This is a genomic window from Mucilaginibacter frigoritolerans (assembly GCF_007830615.1).
Classification (GTDB): domain Bacteria; phylum Bacteroidota; class Bacteroidia; order Sphingobacteriales; family Sphingobacteriaceae; genus Mucilaginibacter; species Mucilaginibacter frigoritolerans.
Window position 1 is genome coordinate 1 of sequence record NZ_VLLI01000018.1, and the last position, 26367, is coordinate 26367.

26 protein-coding genes and 1 pseudogene are annotated in these 26367 nt (G+C 41.5%); 11 read left to right on the plus strand and 16 right to left on the minus strand.

What is annotated here, in order from left to right; all coding sequences use genetic code 11:
- The 3 genes from JN11_RS22260 to JN11_RS22270 form a co-directional block, all read right to left on the minus strand.
- Positions 1–341 (minus strand): DUF4372 domain-containing protein (locus JN11_RS22260; protein WP_144916286.1); only part of this gene is annotated, 341 nt, incomplete at its 3' end.
- A 167-nt stretch (positions 342–508) separates the two neighbouring features.
- A complete protein-coding gene (locus JN11_RS22265; RefSeq protein WP_144916288.1) occupies positions 509–1330 on the minus strand; it encodes a hypothetical protein in 822 nt (273 codons plus the stop codon).
- Positions 1331–1590: 260 nt separating this feature from the next.
- On the minus strand, positions 1591–1962 hold the full coding sequence (locus JN11_RS22270) for a winged helix-turn-helix transcriptional regulator (RefSeq protein WP_144916436.1): 372 nt from the start codon (positions 1960–1962) through the stop codon (positions 1591–1593).
- A 114-nt stretch (positions 1963–2076) separates the two neighbouring features.
- On the opposite strand from JN11_RS22270, the gene JN11_RS22275 reads away from it, so the two are divergent.
- From JN11_RS22275 to JN11_RS22285, 3 genes are all read left to right on the plus strand, one after another.
- Positions 2077–3054 (plus strand): NmrA/HSCARG family protein, encoded by a 978-nt coding sequence (locus JN11_RS22275; protein ID WP_211360884.1) that lies wholly within the window; start codon positions 2077–2079, stop codon positions 3052–3054.
- Between the two features lie 251 nt (positions 3055–3305).
- The gene (locus JN11_RS22280) at positions 3306–3707 is read left to right on the plus strand and encodes a hypothetical protein (protein WP_144916290.1); all 402 of its coding nucleotides are present in this window, start codon (positions 3306–3308) and stop codon (positions 3705–3707) included.
- 226 nt (positions 3708–3933) lie between these two features.
- Complete coding sequence (locus tag JN11_RS22285) at positions 3934–4386, plus strand: pyridoxamine 5'-phosphate oxidase family protein (RefSeq protein WP_144916292.1); 453 nt, start codon at positions 3934–3936, stop codon at positions 4384–4386.
- 105 nt (positions 4387–4491) lie between these two features.
- On the opposite strand, the gene map is transcribed toward JN11_RS22285, so the two are convergent.
- Both map and JN11_RS22295 read right to left on the minus strand, forming a co-directional pair.
- A complete protein-coding gene (gene map / locus JN11_RS22290) occupies positions 4492–5256 on the minus strand; it encodes a type I methionyl aminopeptidase (protein WP_144916293.1) in 765 nt (254 codons plus the stop codon).
- 178 nt (positions 5257–5434) lie between these two features.
- On the minus strand, positions 5435–6037 hold the full coding sequence (locus JN11_RS22295) for an FMN-dependent NADH-azoreductase (RefSeq protein WP_144916295.1): 603 nt from the start codon (positions 6035–6037) through the stop codon (positions 5435–5437).
- A gap of 145 nt (positions 6038–6182) precedes the next feature.
- Here JN11_RS22295 and JN11_RS22300 point away from each other — a divergent pair, with 145 nt between their 5' ends.
- Entirely contained in the window at positions 6183–6575 is a 393-nt protein-coding gene (locus JN11_RS22300) for a winged helix-turn-helix transcriptional regulator (RefSeq protein WP_144916296.1), read from the plus strand.
- Between the two features lie 1208 nt (positions 6576–7783).
- On the opposite strand, the gene JN11_RS22305 is transcribed toward JN11_RS22300, so the two are convergent.
- The 6 genes and pseudogenes from JN11_RS22305 to JN11_RS22325 all read right to left on the minus strand — a co-directional run bounded on the left by JN11_RS22305 (position 7784) and on the right by JN11_RS22325 (position 12678).
- A complete protein-coding gene (locus tag JN11_RS22305; RefSeq protein WP_170227829.1) occupies positions 7784–8506 on the minus strand; it encodes a DUF6371 domain-containing protein in 723 nt (240 codons plus the stop codon).
- A 99-nt stretch (positions 8507–8605) separates the two neighbouring features.
- Positions 8606–8752, minus strand: a pseudogene (locus tag JN11_RS24990) (PG0870-related protein); the annotation flags it as partial.
- 281 nt (positions 8753–9033) lie between these two features.
- Entirely contained in the window at positions 9034–10086 is a 1053-nt protein-coding gene (locus tag JN11_RS22310) for an AAA family ATPase (RefSeq protein WP_144916299.1), read from the minus strand.
- Positions 10087–10734: 648 nt separating this feature from the next.
- On the minus strand, positions 10735–11574 hold the full coding sequence (locus tag JN11_RS22315) for an oxidoreductase (protein WP_144916301.1): 840 nt from the start codon (positions 11572–11574) through the stop codon (positions 10735–10737).
- A 141-nt stretch (positions 11575–11715) separates the two neighbouring features.
- Positions 11716–12174 (minus strand): MarR family winged helix-turn-helix transcriptional regulator, encoded by a 459-nt coding sequence (locus JN11_RS22320; RefSeq protein ID WP_144916303.1) that lies wholly within the window; start codon positions 12172–12174, stop codon positions 11716–11718.
- A gap of 84 nt (positions 12175–12258) precedes the next feature.
- Positions 12259–12678, minus strand: coding sequence for an SRPBCC family protein (locus JN11_RS22325; RefSeq protein WP_144916304.1), 420 nt, complete (start codon positions 12676–12678; stop codon positions 12259–12261).
- Positions 12679–12974: 296 nt separating this feature from the next.
- Here JN11_RS22325 and JN11_RS22330 point away from each other — a divergent pair, with 296 nt between their 5' ends.
- Both JN11_RS22330 and JN11_RS22335 read left to right on the plus strand, forming a co-directional pair.
- A complete protein-coding gene (locus tag JN11_RS22330) occupies positions 12975–13793 on the plus strand; it encodes an AraC family transcriptional regulator (protein ID WP_144916306.1) in 819 nt (272 codons plus the stop codon).
- Between the two features lie 41 nt (positions 13794–13834).
- A complete protein-coding gene (locus JN11_RS22335) occupies positions 13835–15382 on the plus strand; it encodes an FAD-dependent monooxygenase (protein WP_144916307.1) in 1548 nt (515 codons plus the stop codon).
- Between the two features lie 56 nt (positions 15383–15438).
- On the opposite strand, the gene JN11_RS22340 is transcribed toward JN11_RS22335, so the two are convergent.
- The 3 genes from JN11_RS22340 to JN11_RS22350 all read right to left on the minus strand — a co-directional run bounded on the left by JN11_RS22340 (position 15439) and on the right by JN11_RS22350 (position 18279).
- Positions 15439–15849 carry a hypothetical protein gene (locus tag JN11_RS22340; protein WP_144916309.1) on the minus strand — a complete coding sequence of 137 codons (411 nt, stop codon included), beginning with the start codon at positions 15847–15849 and terminating at the stop codon, positions 15439–15441.
- A 24-nt stretch (positions 15850–15873) separates the two neighbouring features.
- The gene (gene kdpA / locus JN11_RS22345; RefSeq protein WP_144916310.1) at positions 15874–17580 is read right to left on the minus strand and encodes a potassium-transporting ATPase subunit KdpA; all 1707 of its coding nucleotides are present in this window, start codon (positions 17578–17580) and stop codon (positions 15874–15876) included.
- Between the two features lie 120 nt (positions 17581–17700).
- Positions 17701–18279, minus strand: coding sequence for a hypothetical protein (locus tag JN11_RS22350; RefSeq protein ID WP_144916312.1), 579 nt, complete (start codon positions 18277–18279; stop codon positions 17701–17703).
- A 502-nt stretch (positions 18280–18781) separates the two neighbouring features.
- Here JN11_RS22350 and JN11_RS22355 point away from each other — a divergent pair.
- From JN11_RS22355 to JN11_RS22370, 4 genes are all read left to right on the plus strand, one after another.
- The gene (locus JN11_RS22355) at positions 18782–19159 is read left to right on the plus strand and encodes a BlaI/MecI/CopY family transcriptional regulator (protein WP_144916313.1); all 378 of its coding nucleotides are present in this window, start codon (positions 18782–18784) and stop codon (positions 19157–19159) included.
- Positions 19156–21396: a M56 family metallopeptidase gene (locus JN11_RS22360; RefSeq protein WP_144916315.1), complete on the plus strand. Its 2241-nt coding sequence runs from the start codon at positions 19156–19158 to the stop codon at positions 21394–21396. The genes JN11_RS22355 and JN11_RS22360 overlap by 4 nt, the downstream gene beginning before the upstream one ends.
- Before the next feature lie 275 nt (positions 21397–21671).
- Complete coding sequence (locus JN11_RS22365) at positions 21672–22643, plus strand: aldo/keto reductase (RefSeq protein ID WP_144916317.1); 972 nt, start codon at positions 21672–21674, stop codon at positions 22641–22643.
- A 101-nt stretch (positions 22644–22744) separates the two neighbouring features.
- On the plus strand, positions 22745–23491 hold the full coding sequence (locus JN11_RS22370; RefSeq protein ID WP_246139077.1) for a helix-turn-helix domain-containing protein: 747 nt from the start codon (positions 22745–22747) through the stop codon (positions 23489–23491).
- Between the two features lie 135 nt (positions 23492–23626).
- Here the strand turns inward: JN11_RS22370 and JN11_RS22375 are convergent, their stop codons facing one another.
- Positions 23627–24586: a bifunctional helix-turn-helix transcriptional regulator/GNAT family N-acetyltransferase gene (locus JN11_RS22375; RefSeq protein WP_144916320.1), complete on the minus strand. Its 960-nt coding sequence runs from the start codon at positions 24584–24586 to the stop codon at positions 23627–23629.
- Between the two features lie 293 nt (positions 24587–24879).
- On the opposite strand from JN11_RS22375, the gene JN11_RS22380 reads away from it, so the two are divergent.
- Complete coding sequence (locus JN11_RS22380) at positions 24880–25548, plus strand: cytochrome b/b6 domain-containing protein (RefSeq protein WP_144916321.1); 669 nt, start codon at positions 24880–24882, stop codon at positions 25546–25548.
- Positions 25549–25569: 21 nt separating this feature from the next.
- Here JN11_RS22380 and JN11_RS22385 read toward each other — a convergent pair whose 3' ends face one another.
- Entirely contained in the window at positions 25570–26352 is a 783-nt protein-coding gene (locus JN11_RS22385; protein WP_144916323.1) for a DUF3108 domain-containing protein, read from the minus strand.
- Positions 26353–26367: the final 15 nt, after the last annotated feature.

The window sequence follows — 26367 nt, forward strand, 5'->3', positions numbered from 1 at the left end:
CCCGCATACTTTTGATAAAGCTTATAATAAATGGCACCAAAAACATCAGCTTGTCTCCTGTTATTAGCGTCTGATATGGTGCTGCGCCTGGGATGGTAACGTACCCCCAGATGATTAAGTCTTTGCTCCGCTGCAAGCATACCTGTTGTTACTTCCCGTAACGAATTACAATGATTGAAAGTAGCATAAAGCATCGTTACTAAATGCTCGTAAGTGGTGAACCGCTTACAATATCTATCTGCATTATGCTCGGCGGTCATACGGCGAATCATATCCCGGGGAATAAATTGCAGTAATTGAGCGAATATCGGCTGTCCGGTAAAAAAGGTACTTTTGTTCATTGGTGTTTTTTGTGTGGTAACTTAAAACTACCAATAAAGGGAGGTCTTTAAAAACTTCCCTTTCTTTTTATTATTACTTTACCGGACAGTAATAGTCGGAGACTTAGGACAGCAGGGATGTAGCGTAGCCCGGTAGCAAATTTCCGATTTTTTGGAAAGTTAATTTCTTAGAGTGAAGTGATTGCGCCTGTAAGGAAGTTAATTAAATAAACTTTATAAGAGCCATCATTATTTTCAAAGTACACCTTTGCTGTATTATCGGGTAAAAACAGGATATACCCGCTATAATTGCTAACGTCGCCGCCAACGCTTGTAGTTGCATCTTTATCTGTTTTCGTGATACTAAAGTCTGCTCTCCCTAACACAAACACAGGATTTACCCCGGTGCGTTCAGCAGCAATATTATTCAATTGATAGCTGGTTGCCAGGTCGTGATATTCTGTAGTAACACCTCCGCTAAGTTTCGAGATATGTGATGAGTTACTGGTTGTACCGCCAATGGTAAGATAAGTATATTGAGCATCCGTTGTTTTTACCACATAATTTAGGGTAAGGTAATAGTTATTGGCGAAGCCGGTGCCGGTTTCAGTAGTGTTCAAAGTATCAGACAAGGTATAAGCATCTATATTCCAGTTGTTGTTAAAATATCCATTGCACATATAAGTAAATATAGAATTGCCCACGTACTTACGTGTGGTGTCGCCGCTTACCACGGTGTTGTTAGTTGGTGTAGTAACCACCTCGCCGCATCCATGGTTATTGTCCATTGTTGTAAGGCCGCCATGGGCTTGGTTTGTTTTTAAATTATTGGATGCGCCTAACCCGCCAGATAATGATTGGTAAAGACTTAACGCAACCTGTTTGCTCACATCGGCAGTATTAATCACCGCTTTATTTTGAGCAGTTACAGTCTCACTTTTTTTGCACGATACGTACAGGCACATCGCACTAACTAATGCGGCAAGGATAATTTTAGGTGAAGTTTTCATGCAGATGTTTAGGTAATTGTTTTTCTTATTTATAAGAGTGTTTCAGGCAATTACTTGTCAAAAAGAATACCAGTTGTTTAATCGTGCATAAGCGGTGTTAATACTTTACCATTGGGATTTAATGGGCGATTTAATGGGGAAACTTATGCACAAAGAGAGAAAAACATCTTAAATCAACATAGGGAAGAAAATTCGCCTGGAACATTATCCATCAAAACTTGATATTTAACCACTTGTCGCAAAACTATTTTTAAAGAAGTTTATGCATTTACAAACTCACCTTTTTGCTCGGTGATCTGATTCCCCCATGCTGTGATAGCATCTAAAGTGGGAATAAAGGTTTTGCCAAAATCTGTTAAGCTGTAAATTACCTTAACAGGTGGCTTTTTGCCAAATACCTTCCTTAAAATTAAGCCATCTTTTTCTAATTGCTTTAACTGCAAGCTCAAGGTCATCTCTGTTACGGTCTGCATTTCTTTTAAAAGCTCGCTATACCTTTTAGGATTTGCTTTTAAATGATACAAAATTACAGTTTTCCATTTTCCACCAATAAGATCCATCGCTAAACTCACCGTACATGGATAAATTTCACCATTCAGTTTTACATGTTCACCAATACATTCTATTTTCATCGATTTCATGTTTTTGGACTATCAAAAAGGATAGTTATTGTAAATGTATAAAGCTATAAATAGTTTTGCAACTATAATTTTTATAGTTATAAAGTTTCACTTAAATAACAAAAAATGGTATCTGATTTAAAAGGACATGAGGCAATGACACAAAAAGATAAGCCACTCATCACTATCGTTGGCGTTTTGGGCAAGCAGGGACGCAGTGCCGCGTATACACTGTTACAGAGCGGGCGTTATCGTGTACGCGGTATTACTCGCCGTGTTGATTCACCAGAGGCGCTTAGTTTGCTCAAACAAGGAGCGGAACTTGTGAAGTTACCACTTGATTTGGGATTTAAAAAAGATTTCGTGGAAGCATTCCGCGGCTCAGATGGTATTTTCATGATGACGCCAAGTATTTCCCCTCCGCTAACTCACGAAATGGAGTTGGGTAAACAGTTGGCAAACGCAGCGGTTGAAGCTGGAGTAAAACAAATTATCTTCAGCAGTTTGGAAAATGTAGATAAAATTACTGGAGGGAAAAAGTTTGCTCCGCATTTTACGGACAAGGCCAAAATTGAACAATATATCCGCACTCTTCCAATTACAAGCACGTTTATCTACATGGCTTTTTTTTACACTAATCTTATGGAGTTTTACACTCCTTATCTAAAGAGCGATACGCTTGTATTTCCGATTTATTTACCAAAGGACTTCCGTGCGCCATTTGTTGACCCCCTTACTGCCACAGGGCCAGCTGTACTTGAGATTTTTTCGAATCCAGATTTATATGCAGGAAAGTCCTTGCCAGTAATTGGCGATATTATCTCACCCCAGGAAATGGTCGATACTTTCGCCAGGGTCACAGACAAGAAAGCTGCGTATAGTTCAGCATTTACACGGGAAGATTTCCTTCATCATTTCCCAGACTTTGGCTCAAACGAACTTTTGTTAAATGAGATTTTGGGGATGGCAGAGTACGCAGTTGAATATGGTTATTTCAGCAAAGATCGCGACTTACTATGGAGCCGCCAAACCAACCCGAATAGCCTCAATTGGGAACAATTTCTGCGCACTACTGGTTGGCAAGGCCAAAAGCTTTCATATTAATAACGGATGGCTTTTACTTTTAACCTAAATCTATGTATACCATCCATCTGCTTTAGCATTATTAACGCCTATTCAAAAAAGCCTGAATTATATACAGCTAAATAAAACTTTAATGCATCCCACTAATTAACCAGGTTGAGGGAATATAAAATAATTTGAACTTAAAGATAGCTTAACGGTTAAACGTTAATTACACCCTTAATCAATTTATTATCAAACCCGCATCGGCAATGTAACCTGGATAATTTAATATGGCAATCACCACACAAATTTTATGGCTCTTTTTACTGGCTATCCCTATAGCTTGTATCGCCTGGACAGTAACACACGAAGAAGTATTTCGCGAACCCAGAGAATATTGCATTAAACGCTGTAAGGAGGGGCGAACACTGCTAGAAAGGAAATTCTTTTACCTCTTTACCTGCGAGTATTGTTTCAGCCACTATGTAACCATCTTATTCCTGTTTTTAACCGGGTATAAATTACTGATGAATAATTGGACAGGCTACCTCATAGCCGGATTTGCGCTGGTTTATGTTGCCAATGCCTATATGAGTTTGTTCGGACTTTTACGGCAGGATATTGTAAAAGAAAAGGCTGCAATAAAAGCAATGGAGACAAGCAACGAAAAGCCCAAAGCACCTCTTCTTTAATTTCGCCCTGCATCTTTTTATTTAACAGATTGATTAAAACCATTACAAGTTCTGTTGCTTATAATACAAGCAGGATCCGGTTCTCATTAATATTTACCGCTAATAATGATCTTCATCATTGTACTACTTACCGGCAAATGCTAAATTGGTATTTATAGTTCCGATTCACCTTTACAGCATGAAACTTTATATTAAAAATCTTTCCAACTAATTAAAAAAATAAATCATGTTAAGAGACTTAACCGACATTCAAATAGAAGCCTTATTAAAAGACCAGTTAATTGGCAGGCTTGGATGTCATTCAAACGGCGTTACCTATATCGTTCCTATTAATTACGTATACGATGGGGTTAACATTTATGGTCACTCTGCCAAAGGAATGAAGATTGATATAATGCGCCAAAACCCTGCGGTGTGCTTTGAAGTAGATAACATAAAAGATGTTACCAACTGGCAAAGCGTAATAGCCTGGGGGAAGTTTGAAGAGATTACAGAAATGGCCGAACAGGTAACCATTTTGCAAAAGCTAACAGACAGGATCGCCCCACATATTATTGATGATTCGGTTAGTCCGGAGCATGGTTTTGTCGACAATGAGGGTGATGTAGGCACATCTGTTGAATTGATTATTTATAAAATCATCATTGATAAAAAAACAGGGCGGTTTGAAAGCAGATAACCACTGTACATCCCCAATATGATATTTTGTCCGTCCGGTATAGGGTAGGACGAACGGACAAAGTGAAAGACTATGAGAACCTTTGCACGATTCCCTGCACTACGATTAATCCCAAATACCGTTCTGCGATGTAAATATCACCGGCTGCCCATCGGTTACCATAATGGTATGCTCGTGCTGGGCAACAAAACCACCTTTATTACCGGTTAGCGTCCAGCCGTCTGCCTGGGTATCGGCAATGGTTGACCGTGTTGAAATGAATGTCTCTATCGCTACCACCGAATTCTTTTTGAAACGCGTAGTGTTAAACCTGTCGCAGTAGTTAGCTATCTCGTGGGGAGCTTCGTGCAAGCTGCGGCCAACACCATGCCCGGTAAGGTTTTTTATTACCGTGTAACCTGCTTTTTTGGCTTCAGTCTCAATCAACCTGCCTATTTCCGATATTCTTACACCACCCTTAATATTGCTTATCGCCTTCTTCAATATCTCTTTCGATGCTTCTACCAGTTGGCCATGGCCGTGGATATCCTCGCCCAATACAAACGAGCCGCCATTGTCGGCCCAATAGCCATTTAATTCTGCCGATACATCAATATTTACCAGATCACCTTCTTTTAGAATTTTATCTGCCGATGGTATGCCGTGCGCAGCTTCCTCGTTAATACTGATACAGGTATACCCGGGGAAACCATAGGTTAACAGCGGTGCAGAACTTGCGCCCATCTGTTTCAGCAATTTGCCGCCATACAGGTCAAGCTCCTTGGTTGAAATGCCCGGTTTGGCATACTCACGCATCTTTTTAAGGGTGATGGCAACCGCATCACTTGCCTGCTGCATTCCAATTCTTTCGGCTTCGGTACTTATAGACATTGTTAAATTTTTATCTTTTGCAAAATTAACAATTAATACACTCAACATCGTTTACCAAACGTCAGTTTATGAAAACAACCTTACGGCAAACTTGCAGGTGGCTTCCCACTCAAACAAAAAAGCCGTTCTGTAAAAACAAAACGGCCCTTCTTTTTGATTGATGACTGCAGATGCAATTTTAATCAATCGCTATACTGTCAACCGCTTTTTCCATGGCGTGTTCCATTAACCCTGCCATCTTTAAGCCTTCGGCACGGATTACGGTCAGATCCGTCATACCTAAAGCGGCAAGGAAGCTTTTTAAATAAGGCGCCACAAAGTCATTAGCCTTACCCGGTCCTTCTGAATAAACAGCGCCCGATGACATGGCCACATAAACCTTTTTGCCTGTAACCAATCCTACCGGGCCATTTGCGCCGTATCCAAACGTTATGCCTGCCCTGCTAACATGATCTATCCAGGCCTTTAGCGCCGTATGGATGGTATAGTTGTAAAGCGGTGCACCGATAACAATAATATCCGCAGCAAATAACTGCTTAACCAGCTTGTCTGAAAGTTGGATGGATTCTTTTTCTGCTTCGGTCAGCTGATCGCCGGGAATAAAGAAGGTGCGGAGCACTTCGGGGTTGAGATGCGGAATATCAATATCTACCAGATCTACTTCTTCCAGGGTGCTGCCCGGATATTTGGCCTGAATTTTTTCGACAATAGCATGTCCTAGTTTAATGCTGGCAGATGCTGCACCTTGTATGCTCGATTTTAAATGAAGGATGTGTTTCATAATAAATTTTACTTTTTGTGTTAACTACCAGAGGCTCTTTTAGCCCCTGATTACCGAAGCAAAACTATGGTTACCAGCTGGTAAAAAGTTAGTACTTACCTAAAGGAAAGCGCTTACGTTGAGGTAAGTGCTTACCTTTGCGCCTATGAAAGTAATTACAGATGAGCCGCTTCCAAGCAAGGCAAAATGTGCAGGTTCGCTCAAAAACGTGCTGGATGCCCTGTATGTGTTGAACGGAAAATGGAAGCTGGCACTGATCTTTTCGCTGATGGGATCGTCAAAGCGGTTTAATGAAATTCAGCAGGAAGTTACCGGCATATCGGCCAAGGTATTGGCCAAAGAGCTGAAAGATTTAGAACTGAATGGCTTTATCACCCGCAACGTATACCCCACCACGCCGGTAAGCATTATTTACGAAACCACCGGCTATGCCCGCACCCTAAGAACCGTAATAGGCGAACTAAGCGCCTGGGGCCAACAGCACCGTGAAAAAATTAAGCAAAGCATGCGCAAACAAGTTGATATAGCAAAAGCCTGATTGTTATTCTTCCATACCCCATCGTCATGGCGAGGAACGAAGCCATCTTTACGCAGGATGATCAACCCAACGCAATACCTTTGCTGAACGTTAGTTAAAAAGCTTTTTACTCCTTTATCTGAACAGTTTAGAGATTGCTTCGTACCTCGCAAAGACGCTTTTTGATGGTTTGATGTTTTGTCCGTTTGCCTGGAGTGCCGGACAAGTTAGGACGAACGGACAAAGTAGAAGTCACGAGAAGCATTTGCGCTTAGCCCTGCATGTTATTTTGCGCGAGGTTAGGGGAAGCTTAATTAGTTTTAAAGCAGTGGAATGCAGTTAAAATGTGGAAAACTTGCATGTTATTTTGCGATTTTATGAATTAAATACGCCTTATTTCGCTTGCTAAGGCTTAACTTTGTCTTAAACAACAAAGGAGCTATAAAAGCCCCTTATTGTTTGAATCGAAGTCCGATAGAGATGATACAGTAATAGAACCTAATCTATTATCAGACGGTAAAATTCCGTCCGGATGTTTAAGAGCCTCGAGACTGATCCTCTCGGGGCTTTTTTTATATCATCTACACAAAGAACGTTATTTCATCGTTTAGTTTCAAATTCTATAGAATAAAAAGTTATGAACCGTTTGCTGGATCTGGAGGCTTATTAGTTTGCTTTTTGTCCGTCCGGATTGGAGTGCAGTATAGATTCGGACGAACGGACAAAGTAAAAGTCACGGGAAGCATTTGCGCTTAGCTCTGCTCTTCATTCTTGCATCAGGTTGAGTATCCTAAAATTAACTTATCAATTAGCGAAATTCCAAAGTTTATGATATTCAGTATCGTTTAAACGTTGACGTAGTTCCTCTAAATCTTTATCTATTGCGCTTTGATCAATTACACATTTTGAGTCTTCATAGTTGTTTCTAGGGTAATCTGCAAGGTTTACCCGAACTCCCAAATCATCAATATCTGAATATACTAACGAATGAGATTTGTTATTTGGGCTTCCCACATTAGAGGGATTTCCTTTAAACTCAGGACTATGCATAATATTTTTAACTCCTTCTATGGAATTAAGAACTTCATAGGGAAATTGAAAATATGAGTAATCTTTATAATTGAAATAATCTCCTGTCCGAGTGAAGGTTAATCCTAGCAGGATAAATCCCCTTTCTGGATTTGCATATTTATTCCTTCGCTGGCGCACGCGTGCCGCGTGTGTCTATATCATACCCCCCTCTCCCCAACCCATCTATCCCCCATATCCGCCCCATTTTCACGCTCTTCATCTGTTGCGGTGCGTTCCATTTCATCGTGTACGGTAAAGGTGGCGCTTGGTATTTTAAGGTTCAGGAAACGGGCGCATTGGGTCCAGTAGCTGTGGGCCCCAACATCGGGGAAGAGCATTACCCTGCGATTTTTTAATACGCGGCATTTATCTTCATCCAGGCCATGCAAGCTGCCTGCTGCCAGCCATATAAAACCAGGCATCATTATGCTGGCCATTACGGCCGTTTTCTCGCTTTCGGTAATGCCTACCATGGCACTGGTATCTCCCCCCAGCAGGTGTTCGCCGAAGAAGCATTGTTTTAGGTGGAATTCGGATTTCGGATGTTCCATTTCGAGATTTTTATTCACATTCCGCATTAAACTATGCACCCAGGCAATATGGTTAAAGGGTTGTTTTACCCGTTTGCCGGTGTTGGGGTTATACAGCATTACTTTGCCGGTACGTACCAGGCCGTTAACATCTACCTGCCAAAAAACGGTTGCGCCGTGCCAGTGTTTGGAGCTGCCAATGTTGTAGCGTTCGGCAGCTTGCAGGGCGGCTTCCCAGCCAAACAGCTGAGCCAAAAAGCAGATAAAATGATTGTGCGCATAGGCACTTTGCCGCATGCTTTCATTCACCAGCGAAACAGGCAAATGGCTAAACATTTTCTTCACTGGCATGGGCCGATAAGCCTTTGCAGACTGTATGCTGCCATTAAAATTATTTTGGGCAAAGTACTGCCGCGGCGTAAAATGGTAGCCGCATTTCTCTTCCCTGTCGCAACGGCCCACGTTATCGGCCAGGTGGGTATCGGTTTCCAGGTTAATGTAGCGGGTAAAGGTTTTACTGCGGTGCTGGCATTGCGGACATTGGTACCTGCTGGCTGGTCCCTTATAGGGTTGCAGGATAAAGCGGTGAGGGTTCATGGTGGGGTGGTGGTTGATGGTTATCGGTGGAGAGAGAAAGGTCAGTTTCTGGGCGACTAAATAAACCGGTCGTCATTGCGAGGAACGAAGCAATCTTTACTGAAGCAAGTCAGGAAGCATTGGTTTTGGAGTTAGTCGAAGCACCTTCTGCCTTCGCAAATACATTTGTACTCGCTGATCTGTAAAGTTTAGAGATTGCTTCGTACCTCGCAATGACGCTTTGTTAGTAGATTTTTGTCCGTTCGTCCGGGAGTAGCAGGCCCCGGACAAGCGGACAAGAATCAGGCTTTGGCGGTATGGGCCTTAATCAATCTGTCAACCTTTTGGTAGCTGATGCCCATTTCTTTGGCTATGTCGCGCAGGGTTTTGCCTTGCAGTTTCAGTTGTACGGCCTGTTCCATGTGTGCTTCACTGAGCCTGTCGCTGGCTTTGCGCAGGTGGTCAACCTCGCTGCCATAGTTCACAAACTCAAACTGTAAAAAGTTAAAGGGCTTGTTTACGCGGCACAAGCAAATATTGGTATAACCATATACCTGCTCGGTATTGCGCTGTTTTATCTGCTTAAGGTAGCGCAGGTCCTTATCGGCACAACTCTGACCAATGGTAAAGGCACTATCGCAAAAGTTCATCAGCATTTTGCTGCCCTGCAAATCGTTGGCAGTTATCTGCTGACTTAAATCGCGCTTGGGCGTATGTGCCAGTGCCAGTATGCTTAAGCCATGCCTGTTCTTTAAAGCCTTGAGGTGTTTCATCAGGCTTAAGGCATTTTTTGATTGTTCGGTTTCGTTACGCAGGTAGGTAAGGTTATCAACAATAATCACCTTTACGCCGGTTTGCACAATAGAACGTTCCAGTGATGCAATGATGAATTCATCAAAATCATTAAAGCCCTGTGGAGGTTCGCTATCAGGGTTAAGCTCAGCCCGGTAAAAGTCGGTGCCGAAAGCATAATGATCCTGATAATCGTTAGAGTATCGACTTTCAAATTGCTTGTCGGTCAGCTCAAAATCGCAATACAAAATAGGCTGAGCCTGCGATTGAATTTTAAATGGCGATATAGGGATACCGGTATTAATGCTGTTGCCAATTTGTACGGCAAGGATTGATTTGCCCAGGTTGCTATCAGCAAATAAAATACACAGTTCACCTTCGAACCAAAACTTATCAAACAGCATTTTGGGTACCGGCCGTGTACTGGCTTCTTCCATCCAGTGGTTGGCAGTTTTTACATTTAATAAATCTTCGGGTTGATTTAATTCGGTATCAAGGGCTGATACCTGTTGTTGTGGCTGCTGAGATTGCATGTGTGCGCCAAGAGGTGGGTTAAACGTCATGTTGTATAGGTGTTTTAAATTGAAAATTTGAAATAATACTCCCCCTTAACCCCTTCCTTAAGGGATTTTGCTTTCCTGGGTAAGCAGGAAACTATTTATAAGATGGTTTTTGAGTTTGCAGTTATGAGTTTGCAGTTTGCTAACTGACAACTGCTTACTGATAACTGGCAATCGTTTTGTCCGCTTGTTCGGGGCCGATGCTATGCGGACGAACGGACAAGATTTGGCGGGTTCAATAACCCTGGAGATGAATGTTCATTACAAAAATAAAGCATGTAATTGATATAGATGGTGACACTAGTTTGTCAGTAGTGTGTTTTGGGGAGGGGATAGTGGTGAGCTTATTGGCAACTGCTTGCAGAGTAGACTCACCCGGTCTACTCCGCCTAAAGTCGGATCAACCACCCTCTCTACCGCGAGCGGTAAAGAGGGTGGGGGAAGAAAATATTTTTTCTATTTTTCTTCTTCTTAACCCCTCTTTCCACCGAAGGTGAAGAGAGGGACGACGAGCCGACTTAGTCGGCAACGTCGGGGTGAGTCAAGACGCCAATGTGGTTTTGTCCGGTCGTTCGGAGAGGTGGCTATCTGGAGCGGACGGACAAAAGATTATAGAATTTTGTTGTATTTTTTTACCAATTAAGCGGTTTATTAATCAATAACGGTATCAACAGAAACACTTTCCCAGGTATTCAACTCGCCGAGCAGGGTTTCTGCATGCGCTTTAATGGCCTGCAAAGCATCTGCTCCCAATACGAGCCTCAATGGTGTGTGTGCTGATTTTAGTGCAGTGTCAATTGCCCGGGCAGCTTTCAACGGATCGCCCTCCTGATTGTGGTGGACGGTTTCGGCAAATGCACGGGTACCGCCAACCGTATCTTTATAGGCTTCTATAACAGGCATTTTCTTCATTGCCGATCCCATCAGATCGGTACGGAACGCTCCCGGCTCAACAATCAGCACCTTAATATTAAAAGGCTTTAGCTCGCTTGCCAAGGCTTCAGACAGCCCTTCAAGTGCAAATTTCGAAGCCGAGTAAGCCCCGAATCCGGCAAAAGACATTTGCCCGCCCATACTGCTGATGTTCACAATAGCACCATGCTGCTGTTGCCTAAACAAAGGCAGCAGGGCCCGGGTTACTTTTACAGCTCCAAAAAAATTAGTTTCCAGTTGTGCACGCAGCTCCTCTTCGGGTGTTTCTTCTACCGCCCCAAGTATTCCATAACCTGCATTATTAATCAGTACATCAATACCGCCGAAACGTGCAATGGCCTGCTGAACTGCTGCATTTACTTCATCGTTATTATTTACGTCCATTTTTATCGCCTCAACCTGTGATGGTGCTAAAGCCTTAATTTCATCCAGTTTGTCTGTTCTTCTTGCGGTAACTACTACCTGGTAGCCCTTGCCAATTGCATACTCAGCAAATGCTTTTCCAAAACCTGATGATGCTCCGGTGATGAACCAAACCGTGTTTTTTGTGCTTTTCATAGTTTGTTATTATAGAGTTTGATGATTAATGATATTGATTTTACTATATAGATGCTGTTATCTGTAAGATAATTACATGTCAATAAAAAAATTGCCCCAAAACCGATTATAGCAGAAGATGAAAAAAGTTAAAAAGCTGTTTTATCCTTTGTAAGACAGTAGCTTCAGCAACTTTTTATTAAAAGCCCCGGCATCGCTGCCCAATGAAGAAAAAAAGCGTTTGTCAAAATCTTCTACCGCTATAACAGCCTGCTTTATTACCTGTTTGCCGGCATCAGTAAGCATAACTGTTTTTGCCCTCGTATCTGTTGAATGTTCCTGCCGTTTCAGCAAACCTTTGGCTTGCAGGGTACGCAACACTGTTGAAGTGGTCATGGGGTCAATTTTGGTGTGTACCGATAATAAAACCTGCGTTACGTTCTTATTTTGTAGCGTGAGCCAGTGGGTGCTGGCCAACAGCACATATTGCGAATGGGTAAGATCATGTTCTTCTAAGGCTTTCTTAATCTCCCGCTGCCACAAATTGGTAACCTGCCATAGTAAAAAACCGCTACTGTCTTCAGCATTATCAAAGCTAAATGTATTATCGTCCTGTTTCATTATTTAGTTTGTTGATGCAGGCAGCCAGAATGCCACCTGCCAATATTATATCTCTGCTTATTAAATAAATACACACACCCTCATTTATAGTTTTTTTGCTGCTGCAATTTGTTTCTGCATATCTGTTGGGGTATCATTAACAATTTTTTGCGCTACCAGCTTTATCCATATAAAGCTTAATAAACCCGTAACCCAAATAGTATTGGTTATTTTTACTCCTTCGGAGGTATCCTCAAACAAATGTTCATCATACATTTTGGCAAGCGGAAAGCTGGTTACATCAATGTATTTATTATTCTCAATAGTTTCCGTTAACTGTATTTTAACGTTTGGACCTCCCTTTGGTCTTAATATAAAATGATTACCGGCTTCAAACTTTCCTTCTATTTTGGCAAATTCAATATTGGTATCCCAATTGTGCCAGTTATTTACGTCGGCAAACAGTTTCCATAATTGTTCTTTAGTAACTTCTTTTGTTACGGTAGAGTAGGTTCTTTTCCACATAATTTTATAAGTTAAGTTTCTTTATTGTATGTTCAAATATAATATGTTAACTTATTATATGCAAATTTATTTTTATTTCTTCTTATCCCCTCTTTACACCGAAGGTGAAGAGAGGGACGACGAGCTGACTTAGTCGGCAACGTCGGGGTGAGTCTATACGCCAATGTAGTGTAGTTTTGTCCGGTCGTCCGGAGAGGTGGCTATTGGGAGCGGACGGACAAAAGAGGGTTGGAGGTTTAATAAACGTTTGGTGCAGATAGCTTGTATCCAATCCCCAAAACCCCCTATCTTTGAACATGCAGCACCAAGAATTTGAACCTCCTGAAGCGCTACGCGATACCATAAAGTGCTTTTGGCACAACACCAGGCATTCGGGCCAGCAGCCATCTGCGTTTGAGGTACAGCCTGATGGGTATGCCGAAATTATATTTTATTTCGGGGATCTGTTCAGCATGGCCCATAACGGTGATCTGCAACCATTACCATCGCCATTTATGATGGGTTTGCTTAATCAGCCTGTTCATTTTTATTCTAAAAACCGTTTGCAAATTATTGGCATCCGCTGCTTCCCCTGGACGGTGTTCGACCTGCTTGGCTTGCCTCCCGGTAAAGATGGTGTACGCACGTTTGAGCACCCTGTTGCCCGGCTCCAACCCACCCTGAATAAATTTATAACCGCCGGCAAGGTAGCTGAAGCACTCGCAGTGGTAGAGCAGTATTTTCTGGATGCACGGTTACACGTGGCTACCAACAGCATGTTGTTTAAGGCCGGCTCTGCCATGCGGGATGCTAAAGGCACCATGCCCGTGAGCGGCGTAGCAGCAGCGGCCCATGCTACGGTACGTACGCTGGAACGCAACTTTAAGCAATCATCCGGCTATTCTGTTAAGGATGTTTCGGGCCTTATCCGCTTTGAACAGGTGCGCAATCACCTATGGCATCATCCCCATACCAGCCTTGCAGGTCTTGCGCATGAGCTGGGTTATACCGATCAATCACACCTCAGCAGGGAATTTAAACGTTACAGCGGCACCACACCAGCGGCATTTGCCCGAAAGGCTAAGCAAGGGCAGCAAGCCTTAAGCAGTGATTTTGTCGCGTTTGTACAATCCTAAGGCTGGGGCATTGCCCACTTTTGTGCTTCAATATTTTATAAATGAACACAATACTTCAAGGCAATAAACCTGCACATAACCATATTAATTACGATGTAATAATTGCAGGAGCAGGTCCCGTGGGTCTATTCCTTGCCTGTGAACTGGCACTGGCCAAATGTTCGGTGCTGGTACTGGAAAAGGCGGACAATCCGCACTCTCCCCTAAAACAACTCCCCTTCGGCATACGGGGACTCTCGGCACCAACTATCGAAACCCTTTACCGCCGTGATCTGTTAAAAGATCTGGAGATCCATAAACGTATTAAAAACCCTCACCAAAATGCCAAACAAGGTGCCAATCGCCAGGCGGGGCATTTCGCCGGCATTCCATTTGTTGATGGCAACGTTGATACCTCACAATGGACGTATCGCCTGCCCGGCTCTACTGCTCCCAGTTTAATTTCTGAAATAGAGGAACTGGAAACGGTATTTACCCGTCGGGCAGAGGCTCTGGGTGTAGCAATCAAACGTGGACTCGCCATTACCGACTTCCAGCAAACAGCGGATGGGGTAACTGTTCAGGCTGATGATCAATCTTTTCAGGGCCGATGGCTGGTGGGTTGCGATGGAGCACGCAGCGTTGTGCGCAAGATGGGCGGCTTTGAATTTGCCGGTACCGAGCCTGAATTTACAGGCTATACTGTTAAGGCTGACCTAAGCGATCCGGAGAAGCTCAATCCGGGCCGTACCGTGACAGCAAGGGGCATGTACCTGCAATCGCAGCCGGGTTACCTGGTGATACAGGATTTTGACGGCGGGGCATTCCACGGTTCAGATGAGTCTATCACACTGCAACACGTGCAGCAGGTGCTTCGCCATGTATCAGGCACCGATGTTAGCATCAGCACCCTGCATACCGCAACCACCTGGACAGACCGGGCAAGGCAAGCCACCACCTACCGCAACGGACGTGTACTTTTAGCAGGCGATGCGGCACATATTCATGCACCATTAGGTGGGCAGGGGCTTAACCTTGGCCTGGGCGATGCCATGAATCTGGGCTGGAAGCTGGCCGCAACCATCCACAACAAAGCTCCCGAAGGCCTACTGGACAGTTATTATACCGAACGATACCCAATTGGCGTACAGGTGCTGGATTGGTCACGTGCACAGGTTGCCATCATGAAGCCGGAGCCACAAGCCCGGGCACTCCATGCTATTATCAGCGACCTGATGAATACCCGTGATGGTGCCACCTATTTTGCAGCAAGGGTATGGGGTATTTTCACGCATTATCATCTGGGCAGCAACCACCCATTAGCGGGCCACAGCGTTCCCAACTTTGAGCTGGAAGATGGTACAACTATTGGCGAACTAATGCACAGCGGTAAAAGCATCCTGCTTGATTTTAACAGCAATGCTTCACTCAAAACTTTGGCAGATGAATATGGCAATCAAATACAATATGTTTCAGCAAGTGCAAAAGATCAGTTAGGTTTGAGTGCCGTACTCATTCGTCCAGACGGGATCATAGTCTGGGCAACGGATAGCGAACCGAATTACAGCGAGCTGCAAAAAGCTGCTGACCGTTGGTTTGTTATTGGGTAGGCATTAAAAAGCAGAAGGTTATTACCAGGCAAATTGTATGTCTCCCAAAAAGTCAATTACCGGGAGCGGATGATATAACCTGGATAATACAAATTCAGTTCGGATTGCAGGGCCGAAGCAACATCATCTACCAGCCATTGCTTTGCAAAGAAAGCGCTTTCGATATGGTGGAACACTAATAATTTGTTTCCGTGAAATACCTCAATATAACCTGCGCCGCCCTGTAATTTATCGGCAGGAATATCCGCCTCCAGACTTTCCGCAATAGCTTTTGAATTCATTGCTGTGATATCGGCAACAACACCACCATTTGCTAATACAATAAACGGGATTCTTTTGTCGGGCGTGCTGATCTTTACAAATGGATTAGCATCAGCTTTTTCAAGCTGCACCAGTACTTTTTCATTTAAAAAGTTAATAGGAGCATCATTTTCTGATGATTGATCTCCTGTTGATTTCTGTTCCATCTTCTAAGTCATTATAATAAGTTTTTAATGCAGAATAAAATGTTCAGCTATTGGGCCAGCCATAAGAATCACAAATAATGAAAGCGCACTCAGGATTAGAATCATCACCAACAGAAAAACACCAAATGTTGCCGAGTCGGTTTGCAAAGTACCCAGTGATGCAGGGATAAATTTTTTCTGTTTCATTAACCCAACTATCATAAAAGCACCAGCAATGGGGACAAAACGACCTGACAGCATGGCTATTGATGTGGTAAGGTTCCAGAACAATGTATTGTTACCCAAACCTGCAAAGTTAGATCCGTTACCGGCAGCTGATGATATAAACTCATATAACATGGTGGTAAAGCCATGCGGACCTTTATTGCTAAGCCAGCCTAAAGTATCACCACCACCTGTTTTATTTACATAAACAAAGCAAGCTATAGCGGCAAGTACTACCGGCACAAATATCTGAAGCACGCTGACACTTACTGCAACCTGCATTTCTTTGGTGCTGATCTTTTTCCCAAACAACTCAGGCGAACGGCCTATCATCAAAGTACCAATAAACACTGCTATGATTAAATACATAAACATATTGATCCAGCCGGTGCCTAAACCACCAAAAAAGGCATCAATCTGCATGCCTATGAGCATAGCTGTAGAAGATAAGGGCATATAACTATCATGTACCGATGCCACTGTACCGGCTGGTATAGCTATGTTTTCGGCACAATAAAAGGCAGAATAATTGGCACCGAAACGCACTTCCTTGCCTTCCATATTTCCTGCCGACTGGTTAATTCCCATAGCAGTTATCCGGGGATTGCCCTTAGCTTCCTCTTTAACAATGGGTATAATAAGCAATAATAAACCTGCCGTCATCACCCCAAAAAGCATCCACGCAAATTTTTTCCGGTTAAGGTAATAGCCAATGAAAAACACAAACGCCAATGGCAATAGCAGTACAATGATAAAATGCACTACAAAGGTGGCAAAACTGGGGTTTTCAAAAGGATGTGCGTCATTGGCACCAAAAAAACCACCACCGTTGGAGCCAAGCTCCTTTATGGGTATCATGGAGGCAACCGGACCTTTAGCTACGGTAACTGTATCGCCCTGAAGGGTAATAACTTTATCGGGGCCTTTGAAAGTCATGGGCATACCATCGGCCATAAATATAATGGCCACAATAACCGATAAGGGTAATAATATACGGGTACATGATCGCAAAAAGTCATTGAAGAAATTGCCGACCGATGTTTCAGGGTCAGCAGTTAAACCTCTTACAACGGCAACACCTGCTGCAAGGCTGGTAGCTGCACTTACAAATTGTAAAAATGTAAATACCGCTATTTGTGAAAGGTAACTTGCACCGCTTTCGCCCGAATAATGCTGAAGATTGGTACTGGTTAAAAAACTCACCACTGAATTTAATGCAAGGGACCATTCCATACCATTTACATGAGCAGGGTTAAGGAAAAGCTTTCCTTGCAACATCAAAACCGCAAATGCGGGTAATATCCAAATAAGCTGTATGGTTAATAATGCAAGCAGGTATTGCTTCCAGTACATGGATTTTTCGGGGTCGATACCGCAAAATTTGAATATCAGCTTTTCAACAGGTTTTAAAAAATCAAGGAAGCTTTTATCATTATTGTAAACGCGCTTCATGTAAGCGCCAAGCGGTACGGCCAGTAATAGCGTTACCAGGAAGATCAAAACAAAGCCAAAACTATCAGCAAGCATTATTGATTATATTTATTGTAAATCAGCTATTTTACAAAATATCCCAAGTTATTTATTAAAGTGATATTCTGCAATATAAAAAAAGGGGACTGTGATGTCCCCTTCTATAAACAGGCTTTATTATTTAATCGTTTCGGTGTACAATTCCTTTATTTTATATTGATTTAAAGAATTATCATATTCAGTTAAATCATTATCATTTTTAAATTCGGCCTGTACCATGTTTTTGAATTTATAATTTGAGGCGAAGGCATTATCAACATTTTCCTGTGTAAGCAAAAGGATGCCTTTATCTGCTTTAGTGCTGAAATACACCATGCTAACCGGTTTAGGCCCTTTACCTTGCTGGGTTAATTTATCATGACTATAAAGATAAAATCCACCAGTAGTATCAACTATACGGTAGGCTTTATTGTCCTGAAACCTATAGTCGTGGTTGTTTTCACGGTAACCAAATACTTCATTTTTAGCAATTGTTTGTTTGGCGCCATTACTTACAACGGTAACGGTATTCCCTTCCAGGAAATCATGAATAGTTATTTTATCACCTTTAACAACACTGCCGTAGCTCAGTTTATGATTTACGTAATCGCTATAAGTTAAATACAAGCCATTTGATTGTTTTTGTGCATTTGATTTAGTTGTAAATCCAAATACCATGATGATAACTGTGATCATCGGAAATATAAATTTTTTCATTTTAGTAATTATTTATTAATGTTATGTGCCAGGTTATAATGTTTAGCAACCGTAGCGTCAATGCACTTATGCCAAAAGGATGCCTGATACATTCCAGATATAAAAAGCACCTCCTAATGCATTTAAAGAGGCTTTTAAAGGATTTTAGGCGAATAAGCACCCTATCGTTTTGATAAACATTTATCAATATAATAGGCTCATTTTTAAACAATAAAGAATTTTGTCCGGTCGTCCGGAGATGAGGCCATCTGTAAGCGGACGGACAAAAGCAGATTATACACATTCGCAGTCAATTTAAACTGAGGTGAAACATCCACATTTTGTTCAGCAGCTCTTAAAATAATTAACAATGCCCTTAGTGTTTTACAATTCTTATACACCTATTTCCATACAGGTTAGCGGTCGTAACCAAGCAATTTTTCAATTAATTAAAAAACTATTTTAATAGTTTGCAAACTATTAAAATAGTTATAAATTTGTTTAACTATAAAAATAGTTTGTTATGCATATTAAAGAACTCACTAAAGCAGAAGAACAAGTAATGCAGATATTATGGCAATTAAAAGAAGCCATGGTAAAAGAGATCATTGAGCGAATGCCTGAACCTAAACCAGCTTATAACACCGTATCCACTGTGGTACGCGTTTTGGAAACTAAAGGCTTTATTGACCATAAAGCATACGGTAACACGCATGTATATTTTCCTTTGATCAGCGAAGCACAGTATAAGAAGTTCACCTTCGACAAGATGATGAGCAACTACTTCAGCAACTCTTATCAAAGTTTAGTATCATTTATTGCCAACGAGAAAAAGCTGGATTTACAACAACTGGATGAGTTAACCCAACTAATTGAGGACCTTAAACGCAAAAAGAAATGAACTGGCTATATTACCTTGCAGAAGCAAATGCATACCTCGCTGTATTTTATTTAGCCTACTGCCTGCTTTTAAAACGTAATACCCATTATCAGCTAAGCCGGGCCTATTTAATATTTAGCTGTATAGCTGCGTTTATACTGCCAGTATTACAATTAGGTGCATTACGACCCGTTAAATCAGCAAAATCTGAAGGTGCTATCAATTATCAACTAAGTTCTATCAATTATACCATAGCCCCTGAAGTAAAAATTGTTAAGTATCCGGCATCTGTTATAAACACACCCGATCCCGTAATTGAATCGCATTTTACCTTACAGCATGGTTTATGGTACGCTTACCTTATTGGTGCAACCATTTTGCTTTTTATATTTCTTATTAAACTTTACACTTTATTCAGGCTGACACGTAATTGGGAAAGCGTTGTTGAAGGCAAATACCGGGTAATTTATTTAACCGAAACAGATGTCGCTTTTTCATTTTTCAATTATGTTTTTGTGAGTCTCAACGTTCCTTTATCTAACACAATAATCAGGCATGAACTGGTACATGTTCGCCAGAAACACTCTGCAGATATTATATTTCTTGAATTACTAAAGGTCATAAACTGGTTTAATCCTTTCGTGTACCTACTGCAAAACAGCTTAAAGACCGTACATGAATATATTGCCGATGAGCATACCGCAGCTTACGAAACCGATACACTAACCTACTCTTCTTTTTTACTAAACAATGCTTACGGCTCCCGCGGTTCGTCAATTACCCATTCATTTTTCAATTACAACCAATTAAAAAAGAGAATAATCATGTTAAATCAACAACGTTCGGGTAATTTGGCAAGGCTGAAGTACCTGGTAGCAATTCCAATTTGCATTGTACTATTAGGTACATCAACACTTGTATTCAGTAAAACTTACGGACTGGTAGACCTTGCCCCTGCAATTGTAAAATCGACAGGCAGATATCCCATGGTGAACACAAATTATACAGAAAAACGTAAACATTTAAAAATAACGCAAAACGGGATAATCACCATAGCTGACAAGTTTTCTGTCGATCAAAAAAATCAAAAAATAGTTTATACAGCCGGTACCATTACAAAAAACGACAGAACCTTACTATTAAAAAAACATCATATTAAAGTAGAAGTAGTTGAGGATAGTACAAGATTTACAACTAAAGACGGGCAATTAATTTTACCAATTGTAAATATTGACGGTTATTACCTGCTGGATCATTTTTTACACAACAACATACACTATACCTCAACCAAAGGTGAAAAAGGTGGGCTGGTAGAAGTGGGCTTCTCGCTGGATAAAGAACGCCATATAACTAATGCTAAAATTACTAAAAGCGGGGGCACTAAACTGGATGCACTTGCACTAAATGGTTTTAATTCCTATAAAGGCGTTGTTAACGATGCCCCTGGTAAAGATTACAAAATAGGCGTTTATTTTTTCACAGATAATTATTCAATATTTAAAACTGATTCGCTCGGGAAAGACCCTGAATTTGCCGGAGAATTGATAATAACTAATTATAAATATCCTGTGAGCCGTACCAGTAAAGGATACGAGTATGATGAGAGCGGTATTGGTTTTCCGGGCGACGATAATAACATGGCACAAGCCAAAGTTGTAATTTATGATAAAAACGGTGAGGCTACCTGGTATTACCGGAACAAATGTACAACAGCTGATCTCAAACTCCTTAAGGACAAATACGGCTATACCTTCCCGTCAGCAGCTTCCTCTATCATACAATTCATGCACCCAAAAAATGTTGACAACAGTAGGTTGGCCTACATTTTTAACGTCACATCCTATTTGGAGGCACCATATGTCAATCAATTTTATAACTATATGCTCAACAATACAACATATCCCGCAGAGGCTAAAAAAGCGCTTACAGGCGGCCTTGTTGTTTTAAACTTCAATCTTGATGTTAACGGAACAATAAGCGATGTAAATGTAGCACAAAGCGCAGGAAACAGCTTTGACGAAGCAGCAGTGAACGCTTTACAATCGTGCAAGTTATCCATTAAAGATAATACGGGGAAGCATAGCATAGCCATATTATTTTGTGTGGCTGAAAACAAGTACCGCCCAGTTGTTAGTGAAAGCATCAGAAAGGAAGGCTATGTGGGCGAGTTGGCTATTTGTGATGTTAAGTCGCCATTTGTAAACGGCACTGCTAAATATACGCCCCCTGTATCAACTCCAGGCAGTGTCAAAAACTGACATGCATTAAAATATACTTTTTAGAAATAAAGGCCTCAGATTGAAAAGATTTGGGGCTTTTATGTGTTTAAGCGGAAGATGCTTAGTTGTTTTGTCCGTTCGTCCGGAGATGAGGCCATCAAGTAAGCGGACGGACAAAAGTGGAGGGATTAAGCTGTTATCGCCGGATATATTGGAACCCATGAGCTATAGAGACAAGTAAATTGAGCCATGAAAGAAATCGCCCATTGGATATAAAGCTGATCTTTGCATCATTAACATATAAAATATCAGCTATGAATAACATAACAAAAATAACTCTTGGCAAAAATGGCCCGCTAGTGTCTAAACTAGGACTAGGCTGCATGCGCATGTCGTCTGTTTGGGGAGGCCCGGTGAATGACAAGAATGAAAGTATTGCTACCATTCAAATGGCATTAGACAGCGGTATCAATTTCCTGAACACCGGGGATTTTTATGGTGCTGGCCACAACGAATTATTGGTAGGCAAAGCCATCAAAGGCAGAAGAGATGATGCCTTCATCAGTGTAAAATTTGGCGCCATTTTCCACAACGGTCAATGGTTGGGATTGGACTTGCGCCCTATAGCCATCAAGAATTTCATCAACTATTCTTTGGTGCGTTTGGGTATAGATACTATAGATCTTTATCAGCCGTGCAGATTGGATAACAGCGTTCCGGTGGAAGATGTGATCGGAACTGTAGCCGACCTGATTAAAGAAGGAAAAGTGCGACACCTTGGCGTTTCTGAAATAACTGCTGAGCAACTGCGCAAAGCCAATAGTATACACCCTGTAACAGCATTGGAAATTGGCTATTCGCTGGCTGACCGCCAGATAGAAAGCGATCTGCTGCCTACGGCTAAAGAGTTGGGTATAGGGGTTGTAGCCTTTGCCAATACCGCGGAAGGTTTGCTTACGGGTGAGATGAAAGCTCCTCTTCCGGCGAATGATTACCATAATCACTTTTCGCGTTTTCAGGGAGAAAACCTGATAAAGAACCTGGAAAAGGTAGAAGTATTTAAAACAATGGCAAAGGAAAAAGGATACAGCCCTACACAACTGGCGATTGCCTGGGTGAATGCACAGGGCGATCATATCATGCCATTGGTTAGCATGAGCCGCAGATCACGGCTGCCGGAAAACATACAAGCCATGGAGATCGAATTCACTCCGCAAGACATGAATACCCTTAACACGCAATTTTCTCAGGGTGCAATACTTGGCGGTACCTACCTGCAACGATAGTGGACGGGGCTGCAAAAGCCCCGCCTATTTTATATCTTTACCTAATGATTAATCCAACTGAAATAGTCCCGGGAGTAATCTTTTACTCCTATTTCTCGGCCATGAGAAAAGAGAAAGTGGGTTTTTTTGAGCATAGCACCTTAGTATTACAAGTTTCCGGTCATTTTACGTTGGAAACCGCCGCCCAAAAAATTTCGATGAAAAAAGGCGAGATGTTGCTGATACGAAAAAATCAACTGGGAGAAATTACCAAAATGCCACTGGACGGTAAGGATTACCAAACCATTATCATTATTCTGAAAGAAGACATGCTCAGGAAGTTCGCCCTGGAGGAACAAATAGAGAGCAGGCAAAAATACACGGGGCCACTCAATATTCTTATTCCCGGAAACGATTTTCTGCGTGGCTTTTTCCAATCAGTGATACCCTATGTCCATAATCCGGAAGAAAATACAACAAAGGACCTGGGCATGCTAAAAGTGAAAGAAGGGGTGCAATTACTGCTCCATGCCATGCCTGAGCTTAAGGATTTCCTGTTTGACTTTTCCGAGCCTTATAAAATGGATCTGGAAAAATTTATGGTCAATAATTTTCATTTCAATGTCCCTGTTGAAAAATTCGCACAGCTCACAGGACGAAGCCTTGCAGGGTTCAAGCGCGACTTTCAAAAGACATTCGATATGTCGCCCCGGCATTGGCTGCAGGAAAAACGGCTGACCGAGGCCCGACATCTTATAGAAAAAAAGAATAAAAAACCATCTGCAATCTATCTTGACCTTGGATTTGAAACACTCTCTCATTTCTCACATTCTTTTAAGAAAAAGTTTGGCAAGGCACCCACCGGGTAGTTATAATAGGGCGATCCATGTGTAAAAGTCAATTACAGTTAAAGACAACTCACTGGCCTATCTCGACATTATGTTTGGTAGAAAATGAGTAATGCGGTTTAACGTAAATGACAACCGGTAGGGCTTTTATAGCATTTATTGCAAGTTCAGATCTACCGCCATTTGAATATTACTACGTTCATATGGAGAAGGATAACCCGCAATTTTTTTGAAACCTAATTTATGATATAAGTTGATAGCCGGTTTTAATATTGTGTTACTTTCGAGGTAAACTTTGCTTGCCCCCAGTGACCTGGCTTTATCCAATGCTGCAAGTCCCAGCAGCCAGCCGATATTCTTTCCCTGTGCTTTTGGTGAAACGGCCATTTTAGCCAGTTCATAATCAAAATCACCATTCTGTATCTTTAAGATAGCGCAAACACCTAAAGGCTCATCTTCATATAGCGCTACCAATATATGACCTCCGTTTTTCAGGATATAACCTTCGGGATCATCGAGCGCTTTATAATCGGCTTCTTCCATCTTAAAATAGCTCGAAATCCATTCCTCATTAAGCGCTTTAAAAGCTTTGGCATATTGAGGTTTATAATCAACTATTTTCACGCTTCTACTTTCACGTTGCTTTTGTTGTTCCTTAACCCGGCGAAGTAATGTTTTTTGTTCGAGTAAAAACTCCCATTCTTCAATAGCCTTCCAAAGGTCGTTTGTAGCCTGTGCTGAAATTTCTTCTATGGCATTTTCCACATCTTTGTATTGATCCTGAATTTTCAAGTTAAACTCCACTCCTTTTTCAGAAAGACGAACCATATTTCGCCGACCATCAGCATTACCCTTTTTTTCTATGACCAATCCTTTTTTGCTCATTTCACTAATAATCTTACTAACCGAAGGATGCGAATGGCCTATTTCATTGGCAATACCGGTAATTGTTTTTTCCTCGCCTTGCGATAATGCATAAAACACAGGGAACCATTTTGGTTGCATATCAATTTTATAGAGTTTATAAATCTCAGCAGCATCTTCTGTAATTCTATCTGTCAGCATTCTTAAACGGCTGCCGATTGCCATTTTCCCTACCGTGTTAAAGAAATTCATATTATTTAATTAAATACGTAATTAGTTACACAATATTAAATTTTAATTTTCTCTTTTCCAAATGTTATTAAATGATGAGGTATACCCCCCTTTTACTTCTCTTTTTACCGATGATAACCTGAAAGCAGCCGACAACGACCCTTTTTTAATCGACGATAAACTAAATCATTGTTATTATGCCCATTATCCACTAAAAAAAGCTAATAGTCGATTTGTATGTAGTCGTAGTCTATTGCATTTTAATACTTAAAGTCTGTGAAGTTTATTCGTATTGTAAAATAAACACACAGACTATGGAACATCAGGAAACCGCGGCCATTACATCCGCAGATATAACCCGCACTAAAAAATATTCCCCTTCAATTCGCTTATGGCATTGGTCAAATGCAGTTATTATTACAGGCTCTTTGTTAACCGTATTGGTTAATTCAACCGTACTTAAACCCTGGGCGAATGCCCGCCTGATTTCAGACAAACTAAAAGAAAAAGGCATTAATGTTTCGGATGATCAAACGAGGTCAGCCGCTTTTGTTTTAAGCGATAAAGTATGGGCAATACATACCTATTTAGGCTATGTTTTGGTAGCGCTATTGGTATTCCGCATAGTAATAGAACTTTTTGGGTTAGCAGACAAAACACTGATCGGCAAAATTAAAGCAGCCAAACGTTCCTTTTTATCGACCAAAGAAAACCGCATTGCCAACCGAAATGAAATGCTTATCAAAATGTTATATATCTTGTTTTATATTTTGTTGATACTGATGGCAATAACCGGGCTGGCACTGGCATTTAGTGACAATATACCTGCATTAAAACAGATGCATTTTATAAGGGAAGTACATGAGTTTACCATGTACCTTGTCCTGGGCTTTATTATTATCCACATTGTAGGGATTTGCATAGGCGAACGAAAACGGCACAAAGGAATTGTTTCTGACATGATAAACGGCGGCTGGGTTTAGTGGATTTTCGGCCGAATTACATTACTGTTGACCACTAACCCCAATTTTTACTTTATAACGGAATCCTCTTGGGCTGGAATCTTCTTCTTTTAAAACTTCGTTTGTTTTTTTGGCAATCCAAAAGCGTTCATAGATATTACCGGGGTCATTATGGTTTAATACCCAGCATTCTATCTTTTGGCCGCGTATATCGGTTAAAAAATCACTCCCGGTTACGGTATAGGCCACCTTTTCGGCCTTCCCAAAACCGGGGTCGTAATAGTTAATTACAAAAGTCCTGTTTGCTTTATAAGGCAATAGCTGGTAAACAATGAGGTCGGCATGCCAGTTAAGGTTATAGCTTTGAAACGACTGGTTAAAATCATTAATGGCAACTGTTTTAATGGAATCGGGGATGCCTCCTTTTACCCCTCTATCGGTGAACGCAGCGGTTTTGGTTTCAAAATCAAACTTCATGGAATAGCCCAGCCGTTTCCAGTAAGATTCATGCAATATGGTCGAAAAGTCTTCGGCATTAAAAATAGACGATGCGGCGTGGATGACGGTATCCCGGTCCCATTCCTGTGTAATCGTAATAACAGATTTACCATGGTATTGACCAGCTTCTGCATCTATTTTCACCAATGTAATGTTCTGCGCAGGGCTTGTACTGGTTTTTTGAGTGTAAAGGATATAACTATACTTACCCAATTGCAAGGCATGCATGTTTAAATCGCCGCGTTTAATTTCAAGCGTATCGGTCGGTTTGGCCACAGCAAATGTTGTAATTACCAAGCTCGTTAATAGTATAAGTATTGATTTCATAATTTACAGATATCT

Excerpts from the sequence above, each read along its gene's own strand:
- JN11_RS22380 (WP_144916321.1), top strand. The coding sequence starts at position 24,880 with ATGGAACATCAGGAAACCGCGGCCATTACATCCGCAGATATAACCCGC.
- JN11_RS22335 (WP_144916307.1), top strand. The coding sequence starts at position 13,835 with ATGAACACAATACTTCAAGGCAATAAACCTGCACATAACCATATTAAT.
- JN11_RS22305 (WP_170227829.1), bottom strand. The coding sequence starts at position 8,506 with ATGCCAGTGAAGAAAATGTTTAGCCATTTGCCTGTTTCGCTGGTGAAT.
- JN11_RS22365 (WP_144916317.1), top strand. The coding sequence starts at position 21,672 with ATGAATAACATAACAAAAATAACTCTTGGCAAAAATGGCCCGCTAGTG.
- JN11_RS22280 (WP_144916290.1), top strand. The coding sequence starts at position 3,306 with ATGGCAATCACCACACAAATTTTATGGCTCTTTTTACTGGCTATCCCT.
- JN11_RS22320 (WP_144916303.1), bottom strand. The coding sequence starts at position 12,174 with ATGAAACAGGACGATAATACATTTAGCTTTGATAATGCTGAAGACAGT.
- JN11_RS22295 (WP_144916295.1), bottom strand. The coding sequence starts at position 6,037 with ATGAAACACATCCTTCATTTAAAATCGAGCATACAAGGTGCAGCATCT.
- JN11_RS22340 (WP_144916309.1), bottom strand. The coding sequence starts at position 15,849 with ATGGAACAGAAATCAACAGGAGATCAATCATCAGAAAATGATGCTCCT.
- JN11_RS22265 (WP_144916288.1), bottom strand. The coding sequence starts at position 1,330 with ATGAAAACTTCACCTAAAATTATCCTTGCCGCATTAGTTAGTGCGATG.
- JN11_RS22325 (WP_144916304.1), bottom strand. The coding sequence starts at position 12,678 with ATGTGGAAAAGAACCTACTCTACCGTAACAAAAGAAGTTACTAAAGAA.
- JN11_RS22285 (WP_144916292.1), top strand. The coding sequence starts at position 3,934 with ATGTTAAGAGACTTAACCGACATTCAAATAGAAGCCTTATTAAAAGAC.
- JN11_RS22355 (WP_144916313.1), top strand. The coding sequence starts at position 18,782 with ATGCATATTAAAGAACTCACTAAAGCAGAAGAACAAGTAATGCAGATA.
- JN11_RS22375 (WP_144916320.1), bottom strand. The coding sequence starts at position 24,586 with ATGAATTTCTTTAACACGGTAGGGAAAATGGCAATCGGCAGCCGTTTA.
- JN11_RS22370 (WP_246139077.1), top strand. The coding sequence starts at position 22,745 with ATGAGAAAAGAGAAAGTGGGTTTTTTTGAGCATAGCACCTTAGTATTA.
- JN11_RS22385 (WP_144916323.1), bottom strand. The coding sequence starts at position 26,352 with ATGAAATCAATACTTATACTATTAACGAGCTTGGTAATTACAACATTT.
- JN11_RS22330 (WP_144916306.1), top strand. The coding sequence starts at position 12,975 with ATGCAGCACCAAGAATTTGAACCTCCTGAAGCGCTACGCGATACCATA.
- JN11_RS22360 (WP_144916315.1), top strand. The coding sequence starts at position 19,156 with ATGAACTGGCTATATTACCTTGCAGAAGCAAATGCATACCTCGCTGTA.
- map (WP_144916293.1), bottom strand. The coding sequence starts at position 5,256 with ATGTCTATAAGTACCGAAGCCGAAAGAATTGGAATGCAGCAGGCAAGT.
- JN11_RS22275 (WP_211360884.1), top strand. The coding sequence starts at position 2,077 with ATGGTATCTGATTTAAAAGGACATGAGGCAATGACACAAAAAGATAAG.
- kdpA (WP_144916310.1), bottom strand. The coding sequence starts at position 17,580 with ATGCTTGCTGATAGTTTTGGCTTTGTTTTGATCTTCCTGGTAACGCTA.
- JN11_RS22315 (WP_144916301.1), bottom strand. The coding sequence starts at position 11,574 with ATGAAAAGCACAAAAAACACGGTTTGGTTCATCACCGGAGCATCATCA.
- JN11_RS22270 (WP_144916436.1), bottom strand. The coding sequence starts at position 1,962 with ATGAAAATAGAATGTATTGGTGAACATGTAAAACTGAATGGTGAAATT.
- JN11_RS22310 (WP_144916299.1), bottom strand. The coding sequence starts at position 10,086 with ATGACGTTTAACCCACCTCTTGGCGCACACATGCAATCTCAGCAGCCA.
- JN11_RS22350 (WP_144916312.1), bottom strand. The coding sequence starts at position 18,279 with ATGAAAAAATTTATATTTCCGATGATCACAGTTATCATCATGGTATTT.
- JN11_RS22300 (WP_144916296.1), top strand. The coding sequence starts at position 6,183 with ATGAAAGTAATTACAGATGAGCCGCTTCCAAGCAAGGCAAAATGTGCA.